Annotated in this window: 14 protein-coding genes and 2 pseudogenes; 7 read left to right on the top strand and 9 right to left on the bottom strand. The window is 56.2% G+C overall.

Annotated features, from left to right (window positions below; all coding sequences use genetic code 11):
- Positions 1–42 precede the first annotated feature (42 nt).
- Positions 43–429 (top strand): winged helix-turn-helix transcriptional regulator, encoded by a 387-nt coding sequence (locus ACOTXR_RS09880; protein WP_023331869.1) that lies wholly within the window; start codon positions 43–45, stop codon positions 427–429.
- A 77-nt stretch (positions 430–506) separates the two neighbouring features.
- Here ACOTXR_RS09880 and ACOTXR_RS09875 read toward each other — a convergent pair whose 3' ends face one another.
- Positions 507–2,456: a bifunctional 2',3'-cyclic-nucleotide 2'-phosphodiesterase/3'-nucleotidase gene (locus tag ACOTXR_RS09875; protein WP_058690311.1), complete on the bottom strand. Its 1,950-nt coding sequence runs from the start codon at positions 2,454–2,456 to the stop codon at positions 507–509.
- Positions 2,457–2,646: 190 nt separating this feature from the next.
- Between ACOTXR_RS09875 and cysQ the strand changes: the two genes are divergently transcribed.
- Entirely contained in the window at positions 2,647–3,387 is a 741-nt protein-coding gene (cysQ, locus tag ACOTXR_RS09870; RefSeq protein ID WP_047624573.1) for a 3'(2'),5'-bisphosphate nucleotidase CysQ, read from the top strand.
- Here cysQ and ACOTXR_RS09865 read toward each other — a convergent pair.
- The gene (locus ACOTXR_RS09865) at positions 3,381–3,938 is read right to left on the bottom strand and encodes a YtfJ family protein (protein WP_014882256.1); all 558 of its coding nucleotides are present in this window, start codon (positions 3,936–3,938) and stop codon (positions 3,381–3,383) included. The two genes, cysQ and ACOTXR_RS09865, sit on opposite strands and share 7 nt — an antisense overlap.
- 324 nt (positions 3,939–4,262) lie before the next feature.
- Between ACOTXR_RS09865 and ACOTXR_RS09860 the strand changes: the two genes are divergently transcribed.
- Positions 4,263–4,469, top strand: a complete 207-nt coding sequence (locus ACOTXR_RS09860) for a DUF1107 domain-containing protein (RefSeq protein WP_003856054.1) — start codon at positions 4,263–4,265, stop codon at positions 4,467–4,469.
- 63 nt (positions 4,470–4,532) lie between these two features.
- Here the strand turns inward: ACOTXR_RS09860 and ACOTXR_RS09855 are convergent, their stop codons facing one another.
- The 6 genes from ACOTXR_RS09855 to ACOTXR_RS09830 all read right to left on the bottom strand — a co-directional run bounded on the left by ACOTXR_RS09855 (position 4,533) and on the right by ACOTXR_RS09830 (position 12,140).
- Complete coding sequence (locus tag ACOTXR_RS09855) at positions 4,533–5,870, bottom strand: hemolysin family protein (RefSeq protein ID WP_014882257.1); 1,338 nt, start codon at positions 5,868–5,870, stop codon at positions 4,533–4,535.
- Positions 5,871–6,065: 195 nt separating this feature from the next.
- Complete coding sequence (locus ACOTXR_RS09850; RefSeq protein WP_058690310.1) at positions 6,066–7,613, bottom strand: MFS transporter; 1,548 nt, start codon at positions 7,611–7,613, stop codon at positions 6,066–6,068.
- A gap of 79 nt (positions 7,614–7,692) precedes the next feature.
- On the bottom strand, positions 7,693–8,712 hold the full coding sequence (locus ACOTXR_RS09845) for a Gfo/Idh/MocA family protein (RefSeq protein WP_078310305.1): 1,020 nt from the start codon (positions 8,710–8,712) through the stop codon (positions 7,693–7,695).
- A gap of 12 nt (positions 8,713–8,724) precedes the next feature.
- On the bottom strand, positions 8,725–9,792 hold the full coding sequence (locus ACOTXR_RS09840; RefSeq protein ID WP_058690309.1) for a Gfo/Idh/MocA family protein: 1,068 nt from the start codon (positions 9,790–9,792) through the stop codon (positions 8,725–8,727).
- Positions 9,793–9,803: 11 nt separating this feature from the next.
- On the bottom strand, positions 9,804–10,925 hold the full coding sequence (locus ACOTXR_RS09835; RefSeq protein ID WP_236248922.1) for a Gfo/Idh/MocA family protein: 1,122 nt from the start codon (positions 10,923–10,925) through the stop codon (positions 9,804–9,806).
- Between the two features lie 63 nt (positions 10,926–10,988).
- Positions 10,989–12,140 (bottom strand): Gfo/Idh/MocA family protein, encoded by a 1,152-nt coding sequence (locus ACOTXR_RS09830; protein WP_058690308.1) that lies wholly within the window; start codon positions 12,138–12,140, stop codon positions 10,989–10,991.
- A 157-nt stretch (positions 12,141–12,297) separates the two neighbouring features.
- Between ACOTXR_RS09830 and ACOTXR_RS09825 the strand changes: the two are divergent.
- Positions 12,298–12,468: pseudogene (locus ACOTXR_RS09825) on the top strand (LacI family DNA-binding transcriptional regulator); the annotation flags it as partial.
- A 113-nt stretch (positions 12,469–12,581) separates the two neighbouring features.
- A pseudogene (locus ACOTXR_RS09820) lies at positions 12,582–13,505 on the top strand (LacI family DNA-binding transcriptional regulator); the annotation flags it as partial.
- Here ACOTXR_RS09820 and msrA read toward each other — a convergent pair.
- The gene (gene msrA / locus ACOTXR_RS09815; protein ID WP_023336688.1) at positions 13,506–14,147 is read right to left on the bottom strand and encodes a peptide-methionine (S)-S-oxide reductase MsrA; all 642 of its coding nucleotides are present in this window, start codon (positions 14,145–14,147) and stop codon (positions 13,506–13,508) included.
- 224 nt (positions 14,148–14,371) lie between these two features.
- Between msrA and tamA the strand changes: the two genes are divergently transcribed.
- Both tamA and tamB read left to right on the top strand, forming a co-directional pair.
- Entirely contained in the window at positions 14,372–16,105 is a 1,734-nt protein-coding gene (gene tamA / locus ACOTXR_RS09810; RefSeq protein ID WP_047626910.1) for an autotransporter assembly complex protein TamA, read from the top strand.
- Positions 16,102–19,878, top strand: coding sequence for an autotransporter assembly complex protein TamB (gene tamB, locus ACOTXR_RS09805; RefSeq protein ID WP_200923802.1), 3,777 nt, complete (start codon positions 16,102–16,104; stop codon positions 19,876–19,878). The genes tamA and tamB overlap by 4 nt, the downstream gene beginning before the upstream one ends.
- Positions 19,879–19,880: the final 2 nt, after the last annotated feature.

Raw genomic sequence — 19,880 nt, 5'->3', positions numbered from 1 at the left:
CACCATAGCTAACTTTTAGTAAGTACGTACAAAAAGGTAAGTATGAAAACAACGATACCGACACTCAGCGAACAAATGCGCGATGGCAACCTCTTTGCGGAACAGTGTCCTTCCCGGGAGGTGCTCAAACACGTTACCAGCCGCTGGGGCGTGCTGATTCTGCTGGCCCTGCGTCAGGGAACGCATCGCTTCAGCGATCTGCGCCGCAAAATGGGCGGGGTAAGCGAAAAGATGCTGTCCCAGTCGCTTCAGGCGCTGGAGCAGGACGGGTTTGTCGATCGCGTGTCATATCCGGTTGTGCCGCCGCACGTAGAGTATAGCCTGACGCCGATGGGGATTGAGGTCAGTGAGAAAGTGGCTGCGCTGGCGGACTGGATTGAGGTGAATACGCCGAAGGTGATGGCGAATCGGGACGATCGGGCGGCGTGACATGCCGGGTGGCGGCTTCGCCTTACCCGGCCTACCCGATCTCGTAGGTCGGGTAAGCGAAGCGCCACCCGACACAATCACCGCGACTTGCTTAGGTCAACCTGATAAATCGCGAAGCCAATATCATCGGTCGCCACCTTCTTCATCGGATACAGCGCCTTATCCTTAATGAACGCGGCGGCCTTATCGGACGGTGACGTTTCAAAGCGGATATCCAGTTTCGTATCGCTGTGGATCGGTGCCAGACGCCAGTTGTTATCCACGGCCGGGTGAATTTCGCCCGCCTTCTTCGACTCAGCACTGATCCACGCCGCCAGTACCGAGCGGTTTTCGTCCGGTGAAGCAAAGGCGATGTGGTTATCTCCCGTACCGGCAAACTTACCGCCATAGGCGCGGTAGTTATTGGTTACCACCAGGAAGGTGGCATTCGGATCGATCGCCTTACCGTTGAAGGTCAGGTTTTTGATGCGCTCGGCCTGCGGGTTAATGGCCTGGCACTCGCCGTCATATTTCGCGGGTTGGGTAACGTCAATCTGATAATTCACGCCATCGATCACGTCAAAGTTATAGGTTCGGAAGCCATCCCAGTTAATCAGTGACTGCGGTTTACTGCTCTTCGGATCGATCTGGTTAAACTGTCCGGCAGAGCACTCCAGCCATTCCTTCACTTCTTTACCCGTCGCTTTCACCACCACCAGCGTGTTCGGATAGAGATAGAGATCGGCGGCGTTACGGAACGTCAGCTGGCCTTTCTCAACTTCGACATAGCTTGCCGGGTCGTTCTTACGCCCGCCAACTTTGAATGGCGCAGCGGCAGACAGCACCGGCAGTTTTGCCAGATCCGGATCGCCCTGAACAAAGTGTTCGGCATAGGCCTTCTGCGCCATGTTGACGACCTGAACGGTTGGGTCATCCTGCACCAGCGCCAGGAAGCTATACATATTATCGGCGGATTGGCCGATCGGCTTGCTGACGAATTCGCGGGTGGCGTCGTGATCGTGCTTCAGCACGTCGACCAGTTTTTTATCTTCAGCGGCCAGTGATTTTTTAGCCGCAGCGTCGTAAATCGGACGCGCCTCTGCTTTTGACTGAGTGACCTTCCAGCTGCCGCCGTCGTTATTGAGTACCAGATCCACCACCCCAAGGTGGTCGCCCCACATGCCCGGCATCACCGACGGCACGCCATTGAGCGTCCCTTTCTCGATGTCTGCGCCCTTAATGCTGGCAAAGTCCTTACCCGGGAAGACCGCGTGGGCGTGGCCGAACAGGATCGCATCGACGCCCGGGACTTCACTCAGATAATAAACGGAGTTTTCCGCCATGGCCTGATACGGGTCGGCGGAGAGTCCCGAGTGCGCAACCACCACCACCAGATCTGCCCCTTTTTCGCGCATTTCCGGCACGTATTTGCGCGCAGTTTCGGTAATATCGTTAACGGTCACTTTACCGGCGAGGTTGGCTTTATCCCAGGTCATGATTTGCGGTGGCACGAAGCCGATATAGCCGATTTTAAGCGTCTGTTTTTTACCGTCCTGATCGACAACCTCGGTCTCTTTAATCAGATAGGGGGTAAAGAGCGGCTTCTGCGTCTTAACGTCGATGATGTTGGCGTTAACGTAGGGGAATTTTGCGCCAGCCAGCGCATCGTGCAGGTACTTCAGGCCGTAGTTAAATTCGTGGTTGCCCAGGTTGCCGACGGCATAATCCAGCGTATTCATCGCCTTATAAACGGGATGGATCTCGCCTTTCTTTAGCCCCTTCGCGGCCATGTAATCCCCGAGTGGACTACCCTGAATAAGATCGCCGTTGTCCACCAGCACGCTATTTTTCACTTCACCCCGCGCGGCATCGATCAAACTTGCCGTGCGGACCAGACCGAATTTTTCGGTAGGGGTATCTTTGTAGTAATCGAAGTCCATTATGTTGCTGTGCAGATCGGTCGTTTCCAGAATACGCAGATCTACCGTCGCCGCCTGCACGCTCGCTGCAATCAGCGTCGCCAGAAGCGTTGCACTAAACTTAATCATCAGAGGAGTCCTTTTTTCGATCCATGCCACAAAAGAGTATGTATCTATAGCGTGTTGCTTACAGAAATGTGAATCCTGACAGAAAAAAGCGTACTGAAACCGGAATTGCTTCACAGATAGCGGAATTGTTCACATTACGATATAACTAAAACAATGAGTTAACCTCACTGCGTTAACAAAGAGGTGGAGAATGCTAGATAAAATTTGTCAACTCGCACGGGATGCGGGGGATGCCATCATGCAAGTGTATGACGGTGCAAAACCGATGGAGGTCGTCAGTAAAGCGGACGACTCCCCGGTCACGGCGGCGGATATCGCTGCGCATAAGGTCATTATGAACGGTTTACAGGCGCTGACGCCGGACATCCCCGTTCTGTCTGAAGAAGCGCCGCAGAGCTGGGATGAACGCCAGCACTGGCAGCGCTACTGGCTGGTCGATCCGCTGGACGGTACCAAAGAGTTCATCAAGCGCAACGGGGAGTTCACCGTTAATATCGCCCTGATTGAAAAGGGAAAGGCGGTGCTCGGCGTGGTTTACGCCCCGGTGATGAAGGTGATGTACAGCGCGGCGGAAGGTAAAGCCTGGAAGGAGGAGTGCGGCGTTCGTAAGCAGATCCAGGTGCGCGATGCGCGCCCACCGCTGGTGGTGATTAGCCGCTCGCACAGCGACAGTGAACTGCAGGAGTACCTGCAGCTGCTGGGGGAACACCAGACGACGTCGATTGGTTCATCGCTGAAATTCTGCCTGGTGGCGGAAGGACAGGCGCAGCTTTATCCGCGCTTTGGGCCGACTAACGTCTGGGATACGGCGGCAGGGCACGCGGTTGCAGCGGCCGCCGGGGCGCATGTTCATGACTGGCAGGGCAAGCCGCTGGACTATACCCCGCGTGAATCCTTCCTCAACCCCGGCTTCCGCGTCTCGATTTATTGAGCCAACAGCTTGTGCAGCAGGGCGACGACCTGCTGCACCTCTTCCTGGGTCAACGCGCCGTCTTTCACCCACTGGACGCGACCTTCCTTATCCAGCACGATAATCGCGGAACTCTCTTCCTCCAGCTGCCAGGCCTTACGGGTGACTCCGTTGCTGTCGACGATAAACTGCGACCACGGATAGAGCTTCTTATTACTCTCAAGGCTTGAACGCACAAACATCCCGGAGCCGGGAATCGCGTCATCGGTGTTCACAATCGTGGTGGTCTGGTAGCGATCGTGCGGGAATTTTGCGGCCTTGATCGCTTCCACCAGGTTGGCATTTTTCTCTTTTGCAGATGTACGACCGGCAATATGTTGTACAACTCTCACTTTGCCTGCGAGCTGCGCGCTATTCCAGGCTTTATAGCTAAACTTATCATTGTCGAGAATCAATTCTCCCCGGTCAGCAATGCCGACTGGCGGGACACGTTGTCCTTTTTCAATGTTGTGAGCGCAAGCCCACAGGGGCAGCAGCAGACAAGCTGCTGCAAGGATGTTACGTAGGGTCATGGCGTTTCCTTATTGTTTGCAGGTGATCCGACCACTTGGTCTTACGCTTTTAATCATAAGTGCGATCAATGTGGTTTTCCCGCAATCCCAATGCCAGTTTGCGGGTGAACGCACATATCCATGAAAAAACGACGGCTTATACTGCTCTCAGTCACGCTTTGCAAAGATTATTCTGAATAATTGTAATCAAACGGTAAATAAACTTATGCACACTGGGTAACACCGTAGTTCTGGTCTATAGTCATTGGGCATCAAAATTTGCGCTCAGGACAGTCGGGCCGATTGTGGCACCGCAAGAGCGTATGATTCGCAGGAGATACAAGAATGAAAATTTTCCAACGCTACAACCCGCTTCAAGTGGCGAAGTACGTGAAGATCCTGTTCCGTGGACGGTTGTACATCAAGGATGTTGGCGCTTTTGAATTTGATAAGGGCAAGATTCTTATCCCAAAAGTGAAGGACAAACAGCACCTGTCTGTGATGTCCGAAGTCAACCGTCAGGTTATGCGTCTGCAAACTGAGATGGCTTAACCAACGTGCTATGCAGTAGTTAAAAAGACGGCTCCCAATGGGAGCCGTTGATGTATATGGGTCTTACGCCGACACCTTATCTTCTGCGTCAGGCATCCGCGGCACCAGCACGGTCGGTTTGTTGTCGATGCGCGTCACCAGCAGCTGGTCGATGCGGTAGTTATCAATGTCCACCACCTCAAACTTGTAGCCGGAGAACTTCACCGAATCGGTACGTTTCGGGATTTTGCGCAGCATAAACATCATAAAGCCGCCGATGGTTTCGTAATTACCGGACTGCGGGAACTCGTCGATGTCCAGCACGCGCATGACGTCTTCAATCGGTGTACCGCCATCAATCAGCCACGAGTTATCGTCACGCTGAACAATCTGCTCCTCCAGCCCCTGGCCCACCAGGTCGCCCATCAGCGTGGTCATCACGTCGTTCAGCGTAATGATCCCCACCACCAGCGCGTATTCGTTCATGATGACGGCGAAGTCTTCCCCGGCGGTTTTGAAACTTTCCAGCGCTTCCGAGAGCGTCAGGGTGTCTGGCACGATCAGGGTGTTGCGGATCTGCACGCCGCTGTTGAGCGCCAGGCTCTGGTTTGCCAGCACGCGGTTGAGCAGGTCTTTGGAGTCGACGTAACCGATGATGTGGTCGATATCTTCATTACAGACCAGGAACTTAGAGTGTGGATGCTGTGCCACTTTGTTCTTAAGGCTCTGCTCATCCTCATGCAAATCGAACCAGATAATGCTTTCACGGCCCGTCATGGAAGAGGGCACGGTACGGGATTCCAGTTCGAATACGTTCTCAATGAGCTCGTGTTCCTGCTTACGCAGCACCCCGGCCAGCGCGCCAGCTTCCACCACCGCATAGATGTCGTCAGAGGTGATGTCGTCTTTACGCACCATGGGCAGCTTGAAGATGCGGAAAATCACGTTTGCCAGGCCGTTGAAGAACCATACCAGCGGACGGAACACGAACAGGCAGAAGCGCATCGGGTTGATGATACGCAAAGCCACAGCTTCTGGCGCAATCATACCGATGCGTTTCGGGGTCAGGTCAGCGAAGAGGATGAACATGCCGGTAACTAGCGTGAAGGAGAGAATAAAGCTCAACTGCTCGGCCAGTTCGGCGGACATGTACTGCACAAACAGGCTGTAAAACGCCGGCGAAAACGCTGCATCGCCCACGATACCGCCGAGAATGGCGACCGCGTTCAGGCCAATCTGCACCACGGTGAAGAAGGTGCCGGGGTTCTCCTGCATTTTGAGAATGCGGGAGGCGTTGATGTTGCCTTCATCAGCAAGCAGCTTCAGTTTGATTTTACGGGAGGCGGCCAGCGAAATCTCCGATATCGAGAAAAATGCACTGACGGCAATCAGACAAAGTATTACTAAAATACTGTTTAACATAGTTTATCCGGCTTCTCGCCAGATCCTCAGAAGGGGAATTGATACCATTTGTGTGAAAACACGTAGAACGTCAGCCCGTAGCGTTGAGCTGATTATTTCAGCGGGTAGTATAGCGTAAAGAGATGTAAATCTGCCAGAGGTCACATTTTGGCATAAAAACAGACCGGACAGTGGAGTGCTGCCCGGTCTGCGCGGTTATTTCACGGGAGATAAATGGGCGCTTCCCACCGTCTGTCGTGTGGCGTCGCCTCCCCACACCTGGTCATACTCGTATCCGGTTAACTGCTTGATGATCACCCGAGTCCTGGCGTCGCAATCGCGGTAATCTCCGCCAAGTTTCCGCCGGGCAATCTCCTTGAGAAGCAACTTATGCGTCTCGCGGGTGAGCTTAAACTTATAGGTAGTGAAGAAACTCACCGCCAGAAGCGCCGCGGTGGCGAAAATCATCAGGCCGATAATGGCCCCCAGCGCGCTTTCCGGTTGTGCGCCACTGCCTTTCACGAAACCGGACTCCTGCAGCACCAGACCAATAATCATGATGGCAATAGCCACGGTACTTTTGCGGGTCAGGACCATCACACCGGCAAAAATCCCTTCGCGTCGCTGCTGCGTCACCATCTCGTCGATATCCGGAATGAAGCTGTAGATATTCCACGGAATGTAGTAAAGGCCGGAGCGGGCGGCACCCAGCAAGATAAAGACCGCCGAGAACAGCAGCGTCGGCACCTGCGTTTCGGTAAGGTAGACCGTAAACAGGAATACCAGCACGCAGAAAATACAGCCGTAGGAGAGGCGGAGCGCGGCGGAAGGAGTCACATTCAGCCGGTTCAGCAACAGCATAAACCCGTATGTGCCCGGCACCGAGGCGAAGGCCGCAATGCTCAGCCAGCCAGATACCGCTGCCGCATCCTGGCTCAGGCAATACACGACATAATAGGTAAAGACCGAACCGAATACGTCCATCGCCGTAAACGAAAAGATATAAATAATGATATGCAGCCGGAACGCGCGAATGCGGAATGAAGAAAAGAGATCCAGAACCAGATATTTCAGGTGATTGAGTATCCCGCTGCTGCGCTGGTTATCCACTTTAAAATCGGACTCTTGCTGCACATCTTTGGCTTCCCAGGTGGTGTACCAGGTAATAAATACCGCAATGCAAAATACGCAGGAAAATATCAGCCCGGTAAGGGTATAGGTAAACGGATTATCTTTACCCGTGAACTGCATAATGACGCCGGGGACGGAAACCGCAAGAAATCCCCCGAGCTGAGAGCAGATCATGCGCACGCCGGAAAGGCGGCTACGCTCTTCATAGCGGTTTGTCATTTCCGCTGCCAGCGTTTCCCACGGGACCAGCACCATCGCCGACAGCAGTTCAATCGAGAGATAGGTGCCCAGATAGTACCAGTAGCCCATGTCCGTCATCCACAGCAGGGCATACAAAAACATGAGCGGTGAGCTGAGTAATAAAAAGAAGCGGCGGCGGCCACATTTACGTCCGAGCCAGGTATCACCGAAATTATCGGTGACGTATCCCATAATGGGGCTGAGGAGTGCGTCAATAACGCGGGCAATGGCGAATATTGAACCCGCTTCAATCACTGAGAGTCCGCAATAGGTGGTGTAAAAAAAGAGCAGCCAGGTGCCGATAATGGCAAAAGCGCCCCCGCCAAACAGATCGGTTACGCCGTAGCCAAGCGCTACGCCGTAACCAACTCTACGTTCAGTTGGTTTGACCATAATAATATCCAGTGTAGGGTAATGATTAACCTGTGTTTCAGGTCGTTTTTTTATTTACTGCTGGACGACACATTACGTTCTAATTATTGATATCTATCCATTTTCTTAATTGAGATGAGCGATAAAGGGCCTCCACAAGGGTGAGTGATTTCCCGGCAGCATGGATATCGATGTAGTCCGTTTCCGGGTGATGAATGGCATGATAAAAACGGCGGATCGCCTGCTGGTGTCCCAGCCCCCAGTAGCTTTTGACCGAGCCGTCAGGAGAATCATCGGTTGCCAGCTTGCGACGTTCGCCCGGGGTAATGCGCCAGAGCACATTGTCATTGAGCAGCAGCGAACCCCGTTCGCAATGGATCTCAAGCCAGAGGGGGGAATCCGTGGTATTGCAGTTGCTGGCATAAAACAGGCCACGCGCGCCGTTAGCAAAGTGCAGCGTCGCCATTGCGCTGTCCTCCCCTTCGGTTACGTCCGCCAGCTCACCGCTCTCCACCACGCCTTTCAGGCGCGTGACCCCGCCGGCGAACCACTGCATCAGGTCGAGGGTATGGATCGCCTGGTTGATCAGCAGACTGCCGCCTTCCGTTGCCAGCCGTCCACGCCACGGACTTTCGGTGTAATAGGCGCCCGACCGCGACCACGTCAGCACCGCTTTCATGCCGAGCATCTTCCCCAGCTCGCCCTCGCTTAACTCCTGTCGGATGCGCAGGCTGGTGGGATTGAGCCGGTTCTGATAGCAAACGCCGAGCAGGCCCGGCGCCTGCTCGGCGGCCTGGACGATATCGCCGAATTCACTGCTGTTCATCCCCACCGGTTTTTCGCAGAACACATGCTTCCCGGCGGCGAGCGCCGCCAGAATCATACGTTTATGCTCGAAATGCGGCGTACAGATATGGACCACGTCGATGGCATCATCCAGCAGCATTTCCCGGTAATCCTGATAAAAACGGCACTGATAGGCCATCGCCAGCGTCAGTCCTTTAACGCTGTCGATATCCACCAGCGCGCGCAGCGCGACGTTGGGGATCTGGCGTAATGCATTCACATGGCAGCGGTGAATCGCGCCGGCACCGATAACCGCTGTGTTCAGGATCGTCATCGTTGCCTCCCGTTATGCCGTCGCGTTGGCCAGCATCTGAGCCTTCACGCAAAGCTCCGCCGCCTTGAAGGCGTGCGCCTGCGTCATGGCGTTTTCGGTCCGGTGCAGGCAGTCGAGGATCAGTTCACCAAAGAACGGGAACCCGACCTGCCCGGCGACGGGATAACGGAATTCTCCCTCCTTGTTCACCAGGTAAACCACATCCTGCTCGCCGCGGGTTAAATCGACATATTTGCGGATTTCGATATAGCCTTCGGTGCCGAGCAGGGTCAGACGACCGTCGCCCCACGTTGACAGCCCGTCCGGCGTAAACCAGTCGCAGCGGAAATAGCCGCTGGCACCGTTTTCCCCTTTCAGCATCGCGTCGCCGAAATCTTCGAAGGCGGGATACTGCGGGTGTTTAACGTTGCGAACCTGGCTTGCCACCACCGAGGCGTCGCTGTTGCCGGTATAAAAAAGGAACTGCTCAATCTGGTGGCTGCCGATGTCGCAGAGAATGCCGCCGAAGTCGCGACGATCGTAGAACCACTCCGGACGACCGGTCCCTTCCCGATGTGGACCGGTTCCCAGGGTTTGCACGACGCGGCCAATCGCGCCCTGCTGCACCAGTTGTCCGGCAAAGACCGCGCTCTCTACGTGCAGACGCTCGCTGTAATACACCGCGTATTTCTTCCCGGTTTGCGCCACCATTGCTTTGGCATCGGCCAGCTGTTCAAGGGTGGTGAGCGGCGCTTTATCCGTGAAATAGTCCTTACCTGCGGCCATCGCTTTCAGCCCCAGCGCACAGCGCCCGGACGGGATGGCCGCACCCGCTACCAGGCGCACCTCGTCGTCGTTGAGTATCACGTCCAGCGACGCCGCCACGTTGGCCTGCGGATATTGCTTGATGAATTTATCCACTTTCGCCGGGTCGGGGTCGTACACCCATTTCAGCGTGGCGCCGGCTTCAATCAGGCCGTTGCACATGCCGTAAATATGACCGTGGTCGAGTGCGGCAGCGGCAAAAACAAATTCACCTTCCCGGACAACCGGCTGCGGTTTACCTACCGGGGCGTAGTTCATTCCGTCTTTCTTGTTCATGATGACATTCCTCAATCCAGATCTTTTCCCAGGGGGATGGAACCGACTTCGCTGAAGTTGGCCACGCTTGCGGACTTCTCATAAAAACGGGGGGCGAGGGCGTTCGTCCCGCCGGTACGGTAAAACGGGTCATCGCGCTGAATCGGCAGCGGGACGACGGTGCGGGTAATGGCTGATTTATAAATTGCGGTAATCAGTTCGAGGGAACGCTTGCCCTGCAGGCCATCCACTAACGGTGCCGTGCCGTGCTCAATGGCATAAAGCAGGTCGTTAATCTGCCCGTTGTGTAGCGTCCATTCGAGTTTGCGGGTGTCGTGAAAAACCGCGTTGAGTTGCGCTTCTCGCGGCAGATCGTGGCTTTCCTGTGGGAAGCCGTTATCGGCGCTGACGCTGGCAAAGGCCTGCCACGGCGCGGAGATACGCGCTTTATCGCCCTGAATGATGATTTTCTGATCTTCCCCGTGGTGCACCACCGAGGCGGTAAGCTGCGTGAGCGCGCCGTTCGGGTATTTGAAGATCGCGGCGCTGAGGTCTTCCACCTCGGCATTGTCGTGCGCCACGTTGGTCATCATTGCCACGACCTCCGACGGGAAGCCGAGCATCCACTGGATGGCGTCGATATGATGTACCGCGTGGTTAAGCGTGCAGCCACCTCCCTCTTTTTCCCAGGTGCCACGCCACCACAGGTCGTAATAGCAGTGTCCGCGCCACCAGAACGAATCCACCTGCGCATGGCAGATTTTTCCCGCGAGGCCGGAATCCAGCGCTGCTTTTAAGCGCCAGAAAGCTTCGGTAAAGCGGTTCTGAGCGATAATGGAGAGCGTCTTACCGCTGGCCTGCTGTGCGGCGATCATCGCGTCGCACTCTTCCAGCGAGGCGGCCATCGGTTTTTCGCACAGCACATGGCACCCCGTGCGCAGGGCATCAATGCTGATTTCCGCGTGAACGTAGGGCGGCGTACAGACATCGACGATGTCCACATCGGGCTCTGACGCCAGCATCTGCTGGTGGCTTGCGTACACGCGGGCATCCGTCAGGCCGTAGCGTGCTTTTTTCTCGTGGGCTTTTTCCGGGTAGATATCGACCAGCGCGACGATCCGGCAACGCTGACCAAACTGCAAATAGCCCTGAATATGGTTATGCTAGATATTCCCTGTTCCCACGATAGCAACATTTAACATCGTGTTTCTCCGCTGTTACCAGGTGCCAGAGGCGTCCAGCGTGATGCTGGCGGTCTCTTTAGCCACTGAGGTGCTAATACGCTGCTGAAGCAGGCGCAGATACTGTTTCTCGTTGAGCGGCAGGTCGACCCAGTCGTCTGTCCAGGTGGAGAGGTGCATGGCGTTGGAAAGCGTAAGCCCGCGGATCCCTTCCAGACCCGGCGCGATCAGCGGCTCGCCGCGCAAAATGGCGGCCGAGAAATTGGCGGTAATAACGTGATGTTCGCTGCATTCCGGGGCGACGGGGATGGAGACCTCCCAGCATTCGGGTTCACCAAAACCGTTTTGCCAGCGGGCGTTGAAGGCGGTTTCGGATTCACGTAACCGCCAGTAGCGCAGTTTCCCCTCTTCGACGACCACCTTGCCGCGGTCGCCAACGATTTCCAGGCGGTTGGTCCCCGGTGTTTCCGCGACGGTAGTGATAAACACGCCCGTCGCGCCATTGGCGTACTCCGCATAAGCGGTGACCTCGTCTTCCACTTCGATATCGCGATGTTTGCCGAACTGGCAAAACGCGCGCAGACGGACCGGCATTCCGACCAGCCACTGCCAGAGATCGAGCTGATGCGGATCCTGGTTGAGCAAGACGCCGCCACCTTCCCCTTTCCAGGTGGCGCGCCAGCCGCCGGAGTTGTAGTAGCTCTGCGAGCGATACCAATTGGTGATGATCCAGTTGGAGCGGCGGATCTCGCCCAGCTCACCGCTGTCGATAAGGTCTTTTACCTTCTGATAGAGCGGGTTCGGGCGCTGGTTGTACATGATGCCAAACACCACGTCGCACTCCCGGGCGCAGGCGTTCATCTCCTGCACCTGAGCCGTGTATACCCCCGCCGGTTTTTCACACAGGGTATGAATGCCGTTGCGCATCGCCAGCATCGACAGGCGCGGATGCTCGTAGTGCGGCGTCGCGACAATCACCGCGTCGATAAGCCCGCTCTGGATCATCTCCTGGGCGTCACTGAACACGGGGAGATTGCCGACCAGCTGGCGAATGGCCGGATGCTTTTCCGGTGCATTATCGCAAACCGCCGTCAGGCACGCGTCGCTGACCGTACCCGCCAGTAAATAGCGCGCGTGGACCGTGCCGATATTACCTATTCCAATAATGCCAAAACGTACCTTCTCCATGTCACACCTTAATTTCTGTTGAAAAGAAGTGATGACCGGAAAATAGGAAAGGCGAGCCGCAGCGACAATGTGTTTTTGTGAGAATACTCGCAAGGTGATTAAGTAATCTCCAGGCTTTCTGAAATTTGGTTTTAAAATCAAAAGGCTGTTTCTGCAAATATTTGCAAAAACTGAATGGGAGCGAGGTCACACTATGCCGGGCAGGTTAAAAATGGAGGAGATTGCGGCCCTGACGGGCTATTCCGTCAGTACGGTATCTCGGGTATTAAGCGGCAAATCGTATACCAGCGATAAAGCCCGGGAGGCGATCGTTCGTACTGCCAGAGAATTAGGGAGGGTGCGAATAAGTACCCTCCGCAACGAAAATAAAACTTTTAGTCAATTAAATTCAATCACTTACATAGGCGTTTTTTTGCGTTTGGTGACTTATTCGCACCTTCCTTAGGCGTACTGGAGTCCATGGCGAGCGGCAGACTGTTAATTAACGGTATCGCTGTTTTTGCGCCAGAAAGAACCTTTCAGGGACGCGGCGATATTTTTTATCTGGAAGTCACAAAAGGGATTACTGAAGCCTGCGCGCGGCACAATGTGTGGGTGAGCTGCTGTGGATTAGAAGAACAGCACGCCGACGTGAAATTATTTATGGAAAAGGCCAGCCAGAAGAATATTAACGCGATAATTATTATTGGGACTGATGATTCCACCATATTTAAACTGGCGAGCACGTTAAATAAGCCCTGCGTGTTAATTAATTCCGTTGATCGGGATCGGGAGCTGGATGCCGTGTCACCCGATCACCGGGCGATTGGGTTTACCGCCATGCAGTATCTTTTTGAGCAGGGACATCGGCGTGTGCTCACGCTCACCTGCCTGCGGCGAGAAACGCTTTACGCGCGTCTGGACGGCATTAAAGAGGCGTACCGCCATTTTCACGTGGGCTTCGATCCCCAGCGTGATTTGCTCGTGACGGAGTGGTTTACCGCCGAAGAGGCTGAGCGGGCTTTGGATGAGTGGCTGATGAGCCATGATAGATCGCAGTGGCCGGAGGTGATTTTCCCGAACAGCACCAGCATGGTGGAAGGGGTAGTCAGGGCGTTAACCCGACACGGGCTGCGCGTTCCGGAAGATATTTCACTGATAACGACCGATTTTGCATGGAACCTGGCGCACCGTCTGGAAAAACCGGTCACGGGCGTGACGGTGCCCTGTCGGGAGCTGGGGATTGAAGCCGTTCACCTGCTGCAAACGCGGCTTAACCGACCGCAGGCGCCGGTCTTTAACCTGCTGTTGCAGGGAAAAGTGATGGATTACGGCTCGGTCTGTAATGCAACGCGCCACGCGGCTCGCGTGGCGCTGGAACGGTGATCAGGCCAGTTGAGGCGGCAGGCAGACGCCGATGCCTCCGATACCGCAGTAGCCGTATGGGTTTTTGTGCAGGTACTGCTGATGATCGTCCTCGGCATAGTAGAACGGTTTCGCGGTGGTGATTTCGGTTGTCACGTCACGCGTATCGCCCGCTTCCCGCATGGCCTGCTGGAAACGCTCAAGGCTGGCGCGGGCGGCAGCATCCTGCTCAGGCGTGAGCGGATAAATGGCCGAGCGGTACTGTGTGCCGTGGTCGTTGCCCTGACGCATACCCTGCGCCGGATCGTGGTTTTCCCAGAAAACCTGCAGAAGCTGCTCGTAGCGAATCACCGCAGGGTCGTACACCACGCGAACCGCTTCCGCATGGCCGGTCTCGCCGGAGCAGACTTCGCGGTAGGTTGGGTTAGGCGTGTAGCCGCCGGTGTAGCCAGCAGCGGTGCTGTATACGCCGGGCAGCTGCCAGAAGAGGCGCTCAACGCCCCAGAAGCAGCCCATGGCGAACAGGGCGATCTCCATTCCATCCGGCACGTTAGTCATCGAATGGCCATTCACGGCGTGTAAGGTCGCCACAGGCATAGGGGTGTTGCGTCCCGGTAATGCATCAGCTTGTGAAACCAGATGCTTTTTGTCGAATAAACTCACGATGGGGCCTCCCGGGGTGCGATGTTTCGGTTAAGGTTGTCACGACGCGTTTAATTGAACACAATAAATGCGCTGAATGAGTCTAGATTTAATCATAAGAAATATTTGGGTGTTACACCCATTTTCAACCCGTGATGTGGGTTTTTGGCTAACAGGCCGTATTTTGCCGCGGAGCGGCACTGCATTTGCTTCCAGGGTGGAAACAGGGATATTCAGGAGAAAACGTGACAAAAATCCGCCAGTTATGTTTGGTCAGTGTGTTGCTGACAAGCGGGGTTGCCAGCGCGGCGAATGTCCGTTTGCAGGTTGAGGGGCTTTCCGGAGCGCTGGAAAAAAACGTGCGTGCGCAGCTGTCGACCATCCAGAGTGATGAGGTGACGCCGGACCGGCGTTTTCGCGCGCGCGTGGATGACGCGATCCGTGAAGGGCTGAAAGCGCTGGGTTATTACGAACCCACCATTGATTTCGATCTCCGTCCGCCGCCAAAGAAGGGGCGTCAGGTGCTTATTGCCCGCGTCTCGGCGGGGGAGCCGGTACGGATTGGTGGCACGAACGTCGTCCTGCGCGGCGGGGCGCGTACCGACCGGGATTACCTGGATCTGCTCAGCACGCGGCCGAAAATCGGCACCGTGCTTAACCATGGCGATTACGACCATTTCAAAAAAGAGCTGACGAGCGTTTCCCTGCGTAAGGGCTACTTTGACAGCCAGTTCAACAAAAGCCAGCTGGGCATCGCGCTGGAGCGACGCCAGGCCTTCTGGGACATCGACTACGACAGCGGGGAGCGCTACCGCTTTGGCGACGTGACGTTTGAAGGTTCGCAAATTCGCGAAGAGTACCTGCAAAACCTCGTGCCGTTTAAAAAAGGCGACTACTACCAGTCGAGCGACCTGGCGGAGCTAAACCGCCGTCTCTCCGCCACCGGCTGGTTTAACTCGGTGGTTGTCGCGCCGGAATTTGATAAGTCTCGCAAAACCAAGGTGTTGCCGCTGCATGGCGTTGTCTCGCCGCGCACCGAGAACACCATTGAGACCGGTGTTGGCTATTCGACCGACGTCGGCCCGCGCGTGAAGGCCACCTGGAAAAAGCCGTGGATGAACTCATACGGCCACAGCCTGACGACCAGCGCCAGTATCTCTGCACCGGAGCAGCAGCTTGATTTCAGCTATAAAATGCCGCTGCTGAAAAATCCGCTTGAGCAGTACTATCTGGTCCAGGGGGGCTTTAAGCGCACCGACCTGAACGATACAGAGTCCGATTCCACCACGCTTGCGGTATCCCGCTACTGGGATCTGTCCAGCGGCTGGCAGCGCGCCATCAACCTGCGCTGGAGCCTGGACCACTTTACCCAGGCCAACGTCACCAACACCACCATGCTGCTCTATCCTGGGGTGATGATCAGCCGCACCCGCTCGCGCGGCGGCCTGATGCCAACCTGGGGGGATTCCCAGCGTTACTCCATCGATTACTCCAACACGATGTGGGGTTCTGACGTGGATTTCTCGGTGATTCAGGCGCAAAACGTCTGGATCCGCACGCTGTATGACAAACACCGCTTTGTCATGCGCGGCAACCTTGGCTGGATTGAAACCGGCGATTTCGACAAAGTCCCGCCGGACCTGCGTTTCTTCGCCGGGGGCGACCGCAGCATCCGCGGCTACAAATACAAATCTATCGCGCCTAAAGACGATGACGGCAAGCTGATCGGGGCCTCCAAGCTGGCCACTGGCTCGCTGGAGTACCAGTACAACGTCAGCGGAAAATGGTGGGGCGCCATGTTCGTTGATGGCGGCGAGGCGGTGAGCGATATCCGCCGCAGCGACTTTAAAACTGGCGCAGGTGTAGGCGTGCGCTGGCAGTCACCGGTCGGGCCCATTAAGCTTGATTTCGCCGTTCCGGTCGGCGACAAAGAAGAACATGGATTACAGTTTTACATCGGTCTGGGGCCTGAATTATGAGTTTATGGAAGAAAATAAGCCTCGGGGTGCTGATTTTTATCGTGCTGCTGCTCGGTACGGTGGCGTTTCTGGTTGGGACGACGACCGGGCTGCATCTGCTGTTTAACGCGGCGAACCGCTGGGTGCCGGGGCTGGAGATAGGTCAGGTGACCGGCGGCTGGCGCGACCTGCGTCTGAAGAACATCCGCTATGAGCAGCCAGGCGTGGCGGTGAATGCCGGGGAATTTCACCTCGCGGTGAAGCTGGGCTGTCTGCGTGACAGCAAGCTGTGCGTTAACGATCTGTCGCTAAGAGACGTTAACGTGGCGATAGATTCGAAGAAAATGCCGCCGTCTGCGCCGGTGGAAGAAGAGGATAGCGGCCCGCTGAATCTCTCCACGCCGTACCCGATTGCGCTCTATCGGGTGGCGCTCGATAACGTCAATATTAAAATCGACGACACCACCGTTTCCGTCATGGATTTCACCTCCGGCCTGCGCTGGCAGGAGAAAAACCTGACCCTGACGCCAACCTCACTGCAGGGCTTGCTGATCGCGCTGCCGAAAGTGGCCGAGGTGGCGCAGGAAGAGATCGTCGAGCCGAAGATCCAGAATCCGCAGCCGGAAGAAAAGCCGCTGGGTGAAACGCTAAAGGATCTCTTCTCGAAGCCTGTTCTGCCGGAAATGACTGACGTTCATCTGCCGCTGAACCTCAATATTGAGGAGTTCAAAGGTGAGCAGCTACGCCTGACCGGCGATACCGACCTGACCGTCTACAACATGCTGCTGAAAGTCAGCAGCATTGACGGCAACATGAAGCTCGACGCGCTGGATATCGACACCAACCAGGGGTCGGTGAATGCGTCTGGTAACGCCCTGCTGCGCGACAACTGGCCGGTGGATATCACGCTGAACAGCGCGCTCAACATCGACCCGCTGAAGGGCGAAAAAGTGAAGGTCAAAGTGGGTGGGGCGCTGCGCGATAAGCTGGACGTCGGGGTCAATCTCTCCGGCCCGGTGGACATGGTTCTGCGCGCGCAGACTCAGCTGGCGGAAGCCGGGCTGCCGCTCAATCTTGAGGTTGTCAGCAAGCAGCTTTACTGGCCGTTTACCGGCGAAAAACAGTTCCAGGCCGATGACCTGAAGCTGAAGCTGAGCGGCAAGATGACTGACTACACGCTCTCGTTCCACACGGCGGTGAAGGGACAGGGCGTACCGCCCGCGAACATCACGCTGGATGCGAAGGGCAACGAACAGCAGGTCAACCTCGACAAGCTGACCGTCGCGGCGCTGGAAGGGAAAACGGAGCTGACCGCGCTGCTCGACTGGCAGCAGGCGATCAGCTGGCGGGGCGAACTGAAGCTGACGGGTATCAACACCGCCAAAGAGGTGCCGGACTGGCCGTCGAAGCTGGACGGGCTGATCAAAACGCGCGGTAGCCTGTACGGCGGTACGTGGCAGATGGACGTGCCGGAGATCAAGCTCACCGGTAACGTCAAGCAGAACAAGGTGAATGTTGAAGGCTCGGTGAAAGGCAACAGCTACCTGCAGTGGGTGATCCCGGGTCTGCACGTCGCGCTGGGGCGCAACACGGCGGATATCAAAGGCGAGCTGGGGGTAAAAGATCTCAATCTTGATGCCACCATCGACGCGCCGAACCTGGATAACGCCCTGCCGGGCCTGGGCGGAACGGCGAAAGGGTTAGTGAAAGTGCGCGGTACGGTCGACGCGCCACAGCTCCATGCGGATATCACCGCCAATAATCTGCGCTGGCAGGAACTGAGCGTTGCTCGCGTCCGCGTGGAAGGAGATGTGAAATCCACCGATCAGATCGGCGGTAACCTGAACCTGCGCGTGGAGCGCATTTCTCAGCCGGACGTGAACATTAACCTGGTCACCCTGGACGCCAAAGGGAACGAAAAACAGCATGACCTCCAGCTACGCGTGCAGGGTGAGCCGGTTTCCGGGCAGCTTCACCTGACCGGCAGCTTCGACCGCAAAGCGGAGCGCTGGAAAGGGACGCTGGACAATACCCGTTTCAACACGCCGGTGGGGCCGCTGGCGTTGTCACGTTCTCTCTCGCTGGACTACCGTAATGCTGAACAAAAGATCGCTATTGGGCCGCACTGCTGGATCAACCCGAATGCAGAGCTGTGCGTGCCGCAGACCATCGATGCGGGCGCGGCAGGGCACGCGCAGGTAAACCTCAACCGCTTTGATCTGGCGATGCTGAAACCGTTTATGCCGGACACCACGCAGGCCAGCGGCGTCTTCAGCGGGAAAGCCGATGTCGCCTGGGATACGACCAAAGAGGGGCTGCCGCAGGGTAGCGTCACGCTTTCGGGCCGTAACGTGAAGGTGACGCAGGAGGTGAATGATGCGTCGCTCCCGGTGGCATTCGATACCCTCAACCTGAGCGCAGACCTGCATAACAACCGTGCTGAGCTGGGGTGGCTGATCCGTCTTACTAACAACGGTCAGCTTGACGGACAGGTACAAATTACCGATCCGCAAGGACGGCGTAATCTGGGCGGCAACGTCAATATCCGTAACTTCAACCTGGCGATGGTGAACCCGATATTCGCCCGCGGGGAGAAAGCCGAGGGTATGCTGAACGCCAACCTGCGTCTGGGCGGCAACGCGCAAAGCCCGCAGCTATTCGGTCAGATGCGCCTCAGCGGCGTGGACATCGACGGCAACTTTATGCCGTTTGATATGCAGCCCAGCCAGATTGCGATGAACTTCAACGGCATGAGCTCGACCCTGAGCGGTTCGGTGTTAACGCAGCAGGGGCAAATCAACCTGAGCGGTGACGCGGACTGGAGCCAGCTCGATAACTGGCGTGCCCGCATCGCGGCCAAAGGCAGCAAGGTGCGCATTACCGTACCGCCAATGGTGCGCCTAGATGTCTCGCCGGATGTGGTCTTTGAGGCGACGCCAAGCCTCTTCACCCTGGACGGGCGCGTCGACGTGCCGTGGGCGCGTATTGTGGTTCACGAGGTTCCGGAAAGCGCCGTCGGTGTCTCAAGTGATGAAGTTATGCTCAATGAAAATCTGAAACCTGTCGAACAGAAGAGCGCTGGCATACCGATTAATAGTAACCTTATCGTACACGTGGGGAATAACGTGCGGTTGGATGCGTTTGGGCTGAAGGCGAGGCTCACGGGCGATCTGAAAGTGGCCCAGGATAAACAAGGGCTTGGCCTGAACGGGCAGATCAATATTCCTGAAGGGCGTTTCCATGCCTATGGTCAGGATCTGATTGTGCGTAAGGGCGAGCTGCTGTTCTCCGGTCCACCGGATCAGCCTCTGTTGAACATCGAAGCGATTCGTAACCCTGAAGCGACGGAAAACGACGTCATTGCAGGCGTACGCGTCACCGGCTCTGCCGACGAACCGAAGGCGGAGATCTTCTCTGACCCGGCGATGTCGCAGCAGGAAGCCCTCTCTTACCTGCTGCGTGGACAGGGTCTGGACAGCGGTCAGAGCGACAGTGCGGCGATGACCTCAATGTTAGTCGGCCTGGGGGTTGCACAAAGTGGGCAGGTTGTGGGTAAAATCGGCGAGACGTTCGGCGTAAGCAATCTGGCGCTGGACACCCAGGGCGTGGGTGACTCCTCGCAGGTGGTGGTCAGTGGCTATGTACTGCCGGGTCTGCAGGTAAAATACGGTGTGGGGATCTTTGACTCACTGGCAACACTCACGCTACGCTATCGCCTGATGCCTAAGCTATATCTGGAAGCAGTGTCCGGCGTAGACCAGGCACTTGATCTGCTCTATCAGTTTGAGTTTTAGCA

The organism is Enterobacter cloacae complex sp. IR53030 (assembly GCF_049238365.1).
Taxonomy (GTDB): Bacteria; Pseudomonadota; Gammaproteobacteria; order Enterobacterales; family Enterobacteriaceae; genus Enterobacter; species Enterobacter kobei.
This window is presented reverse-complemented; position numbering and strand designations above follow the sequence as displayed.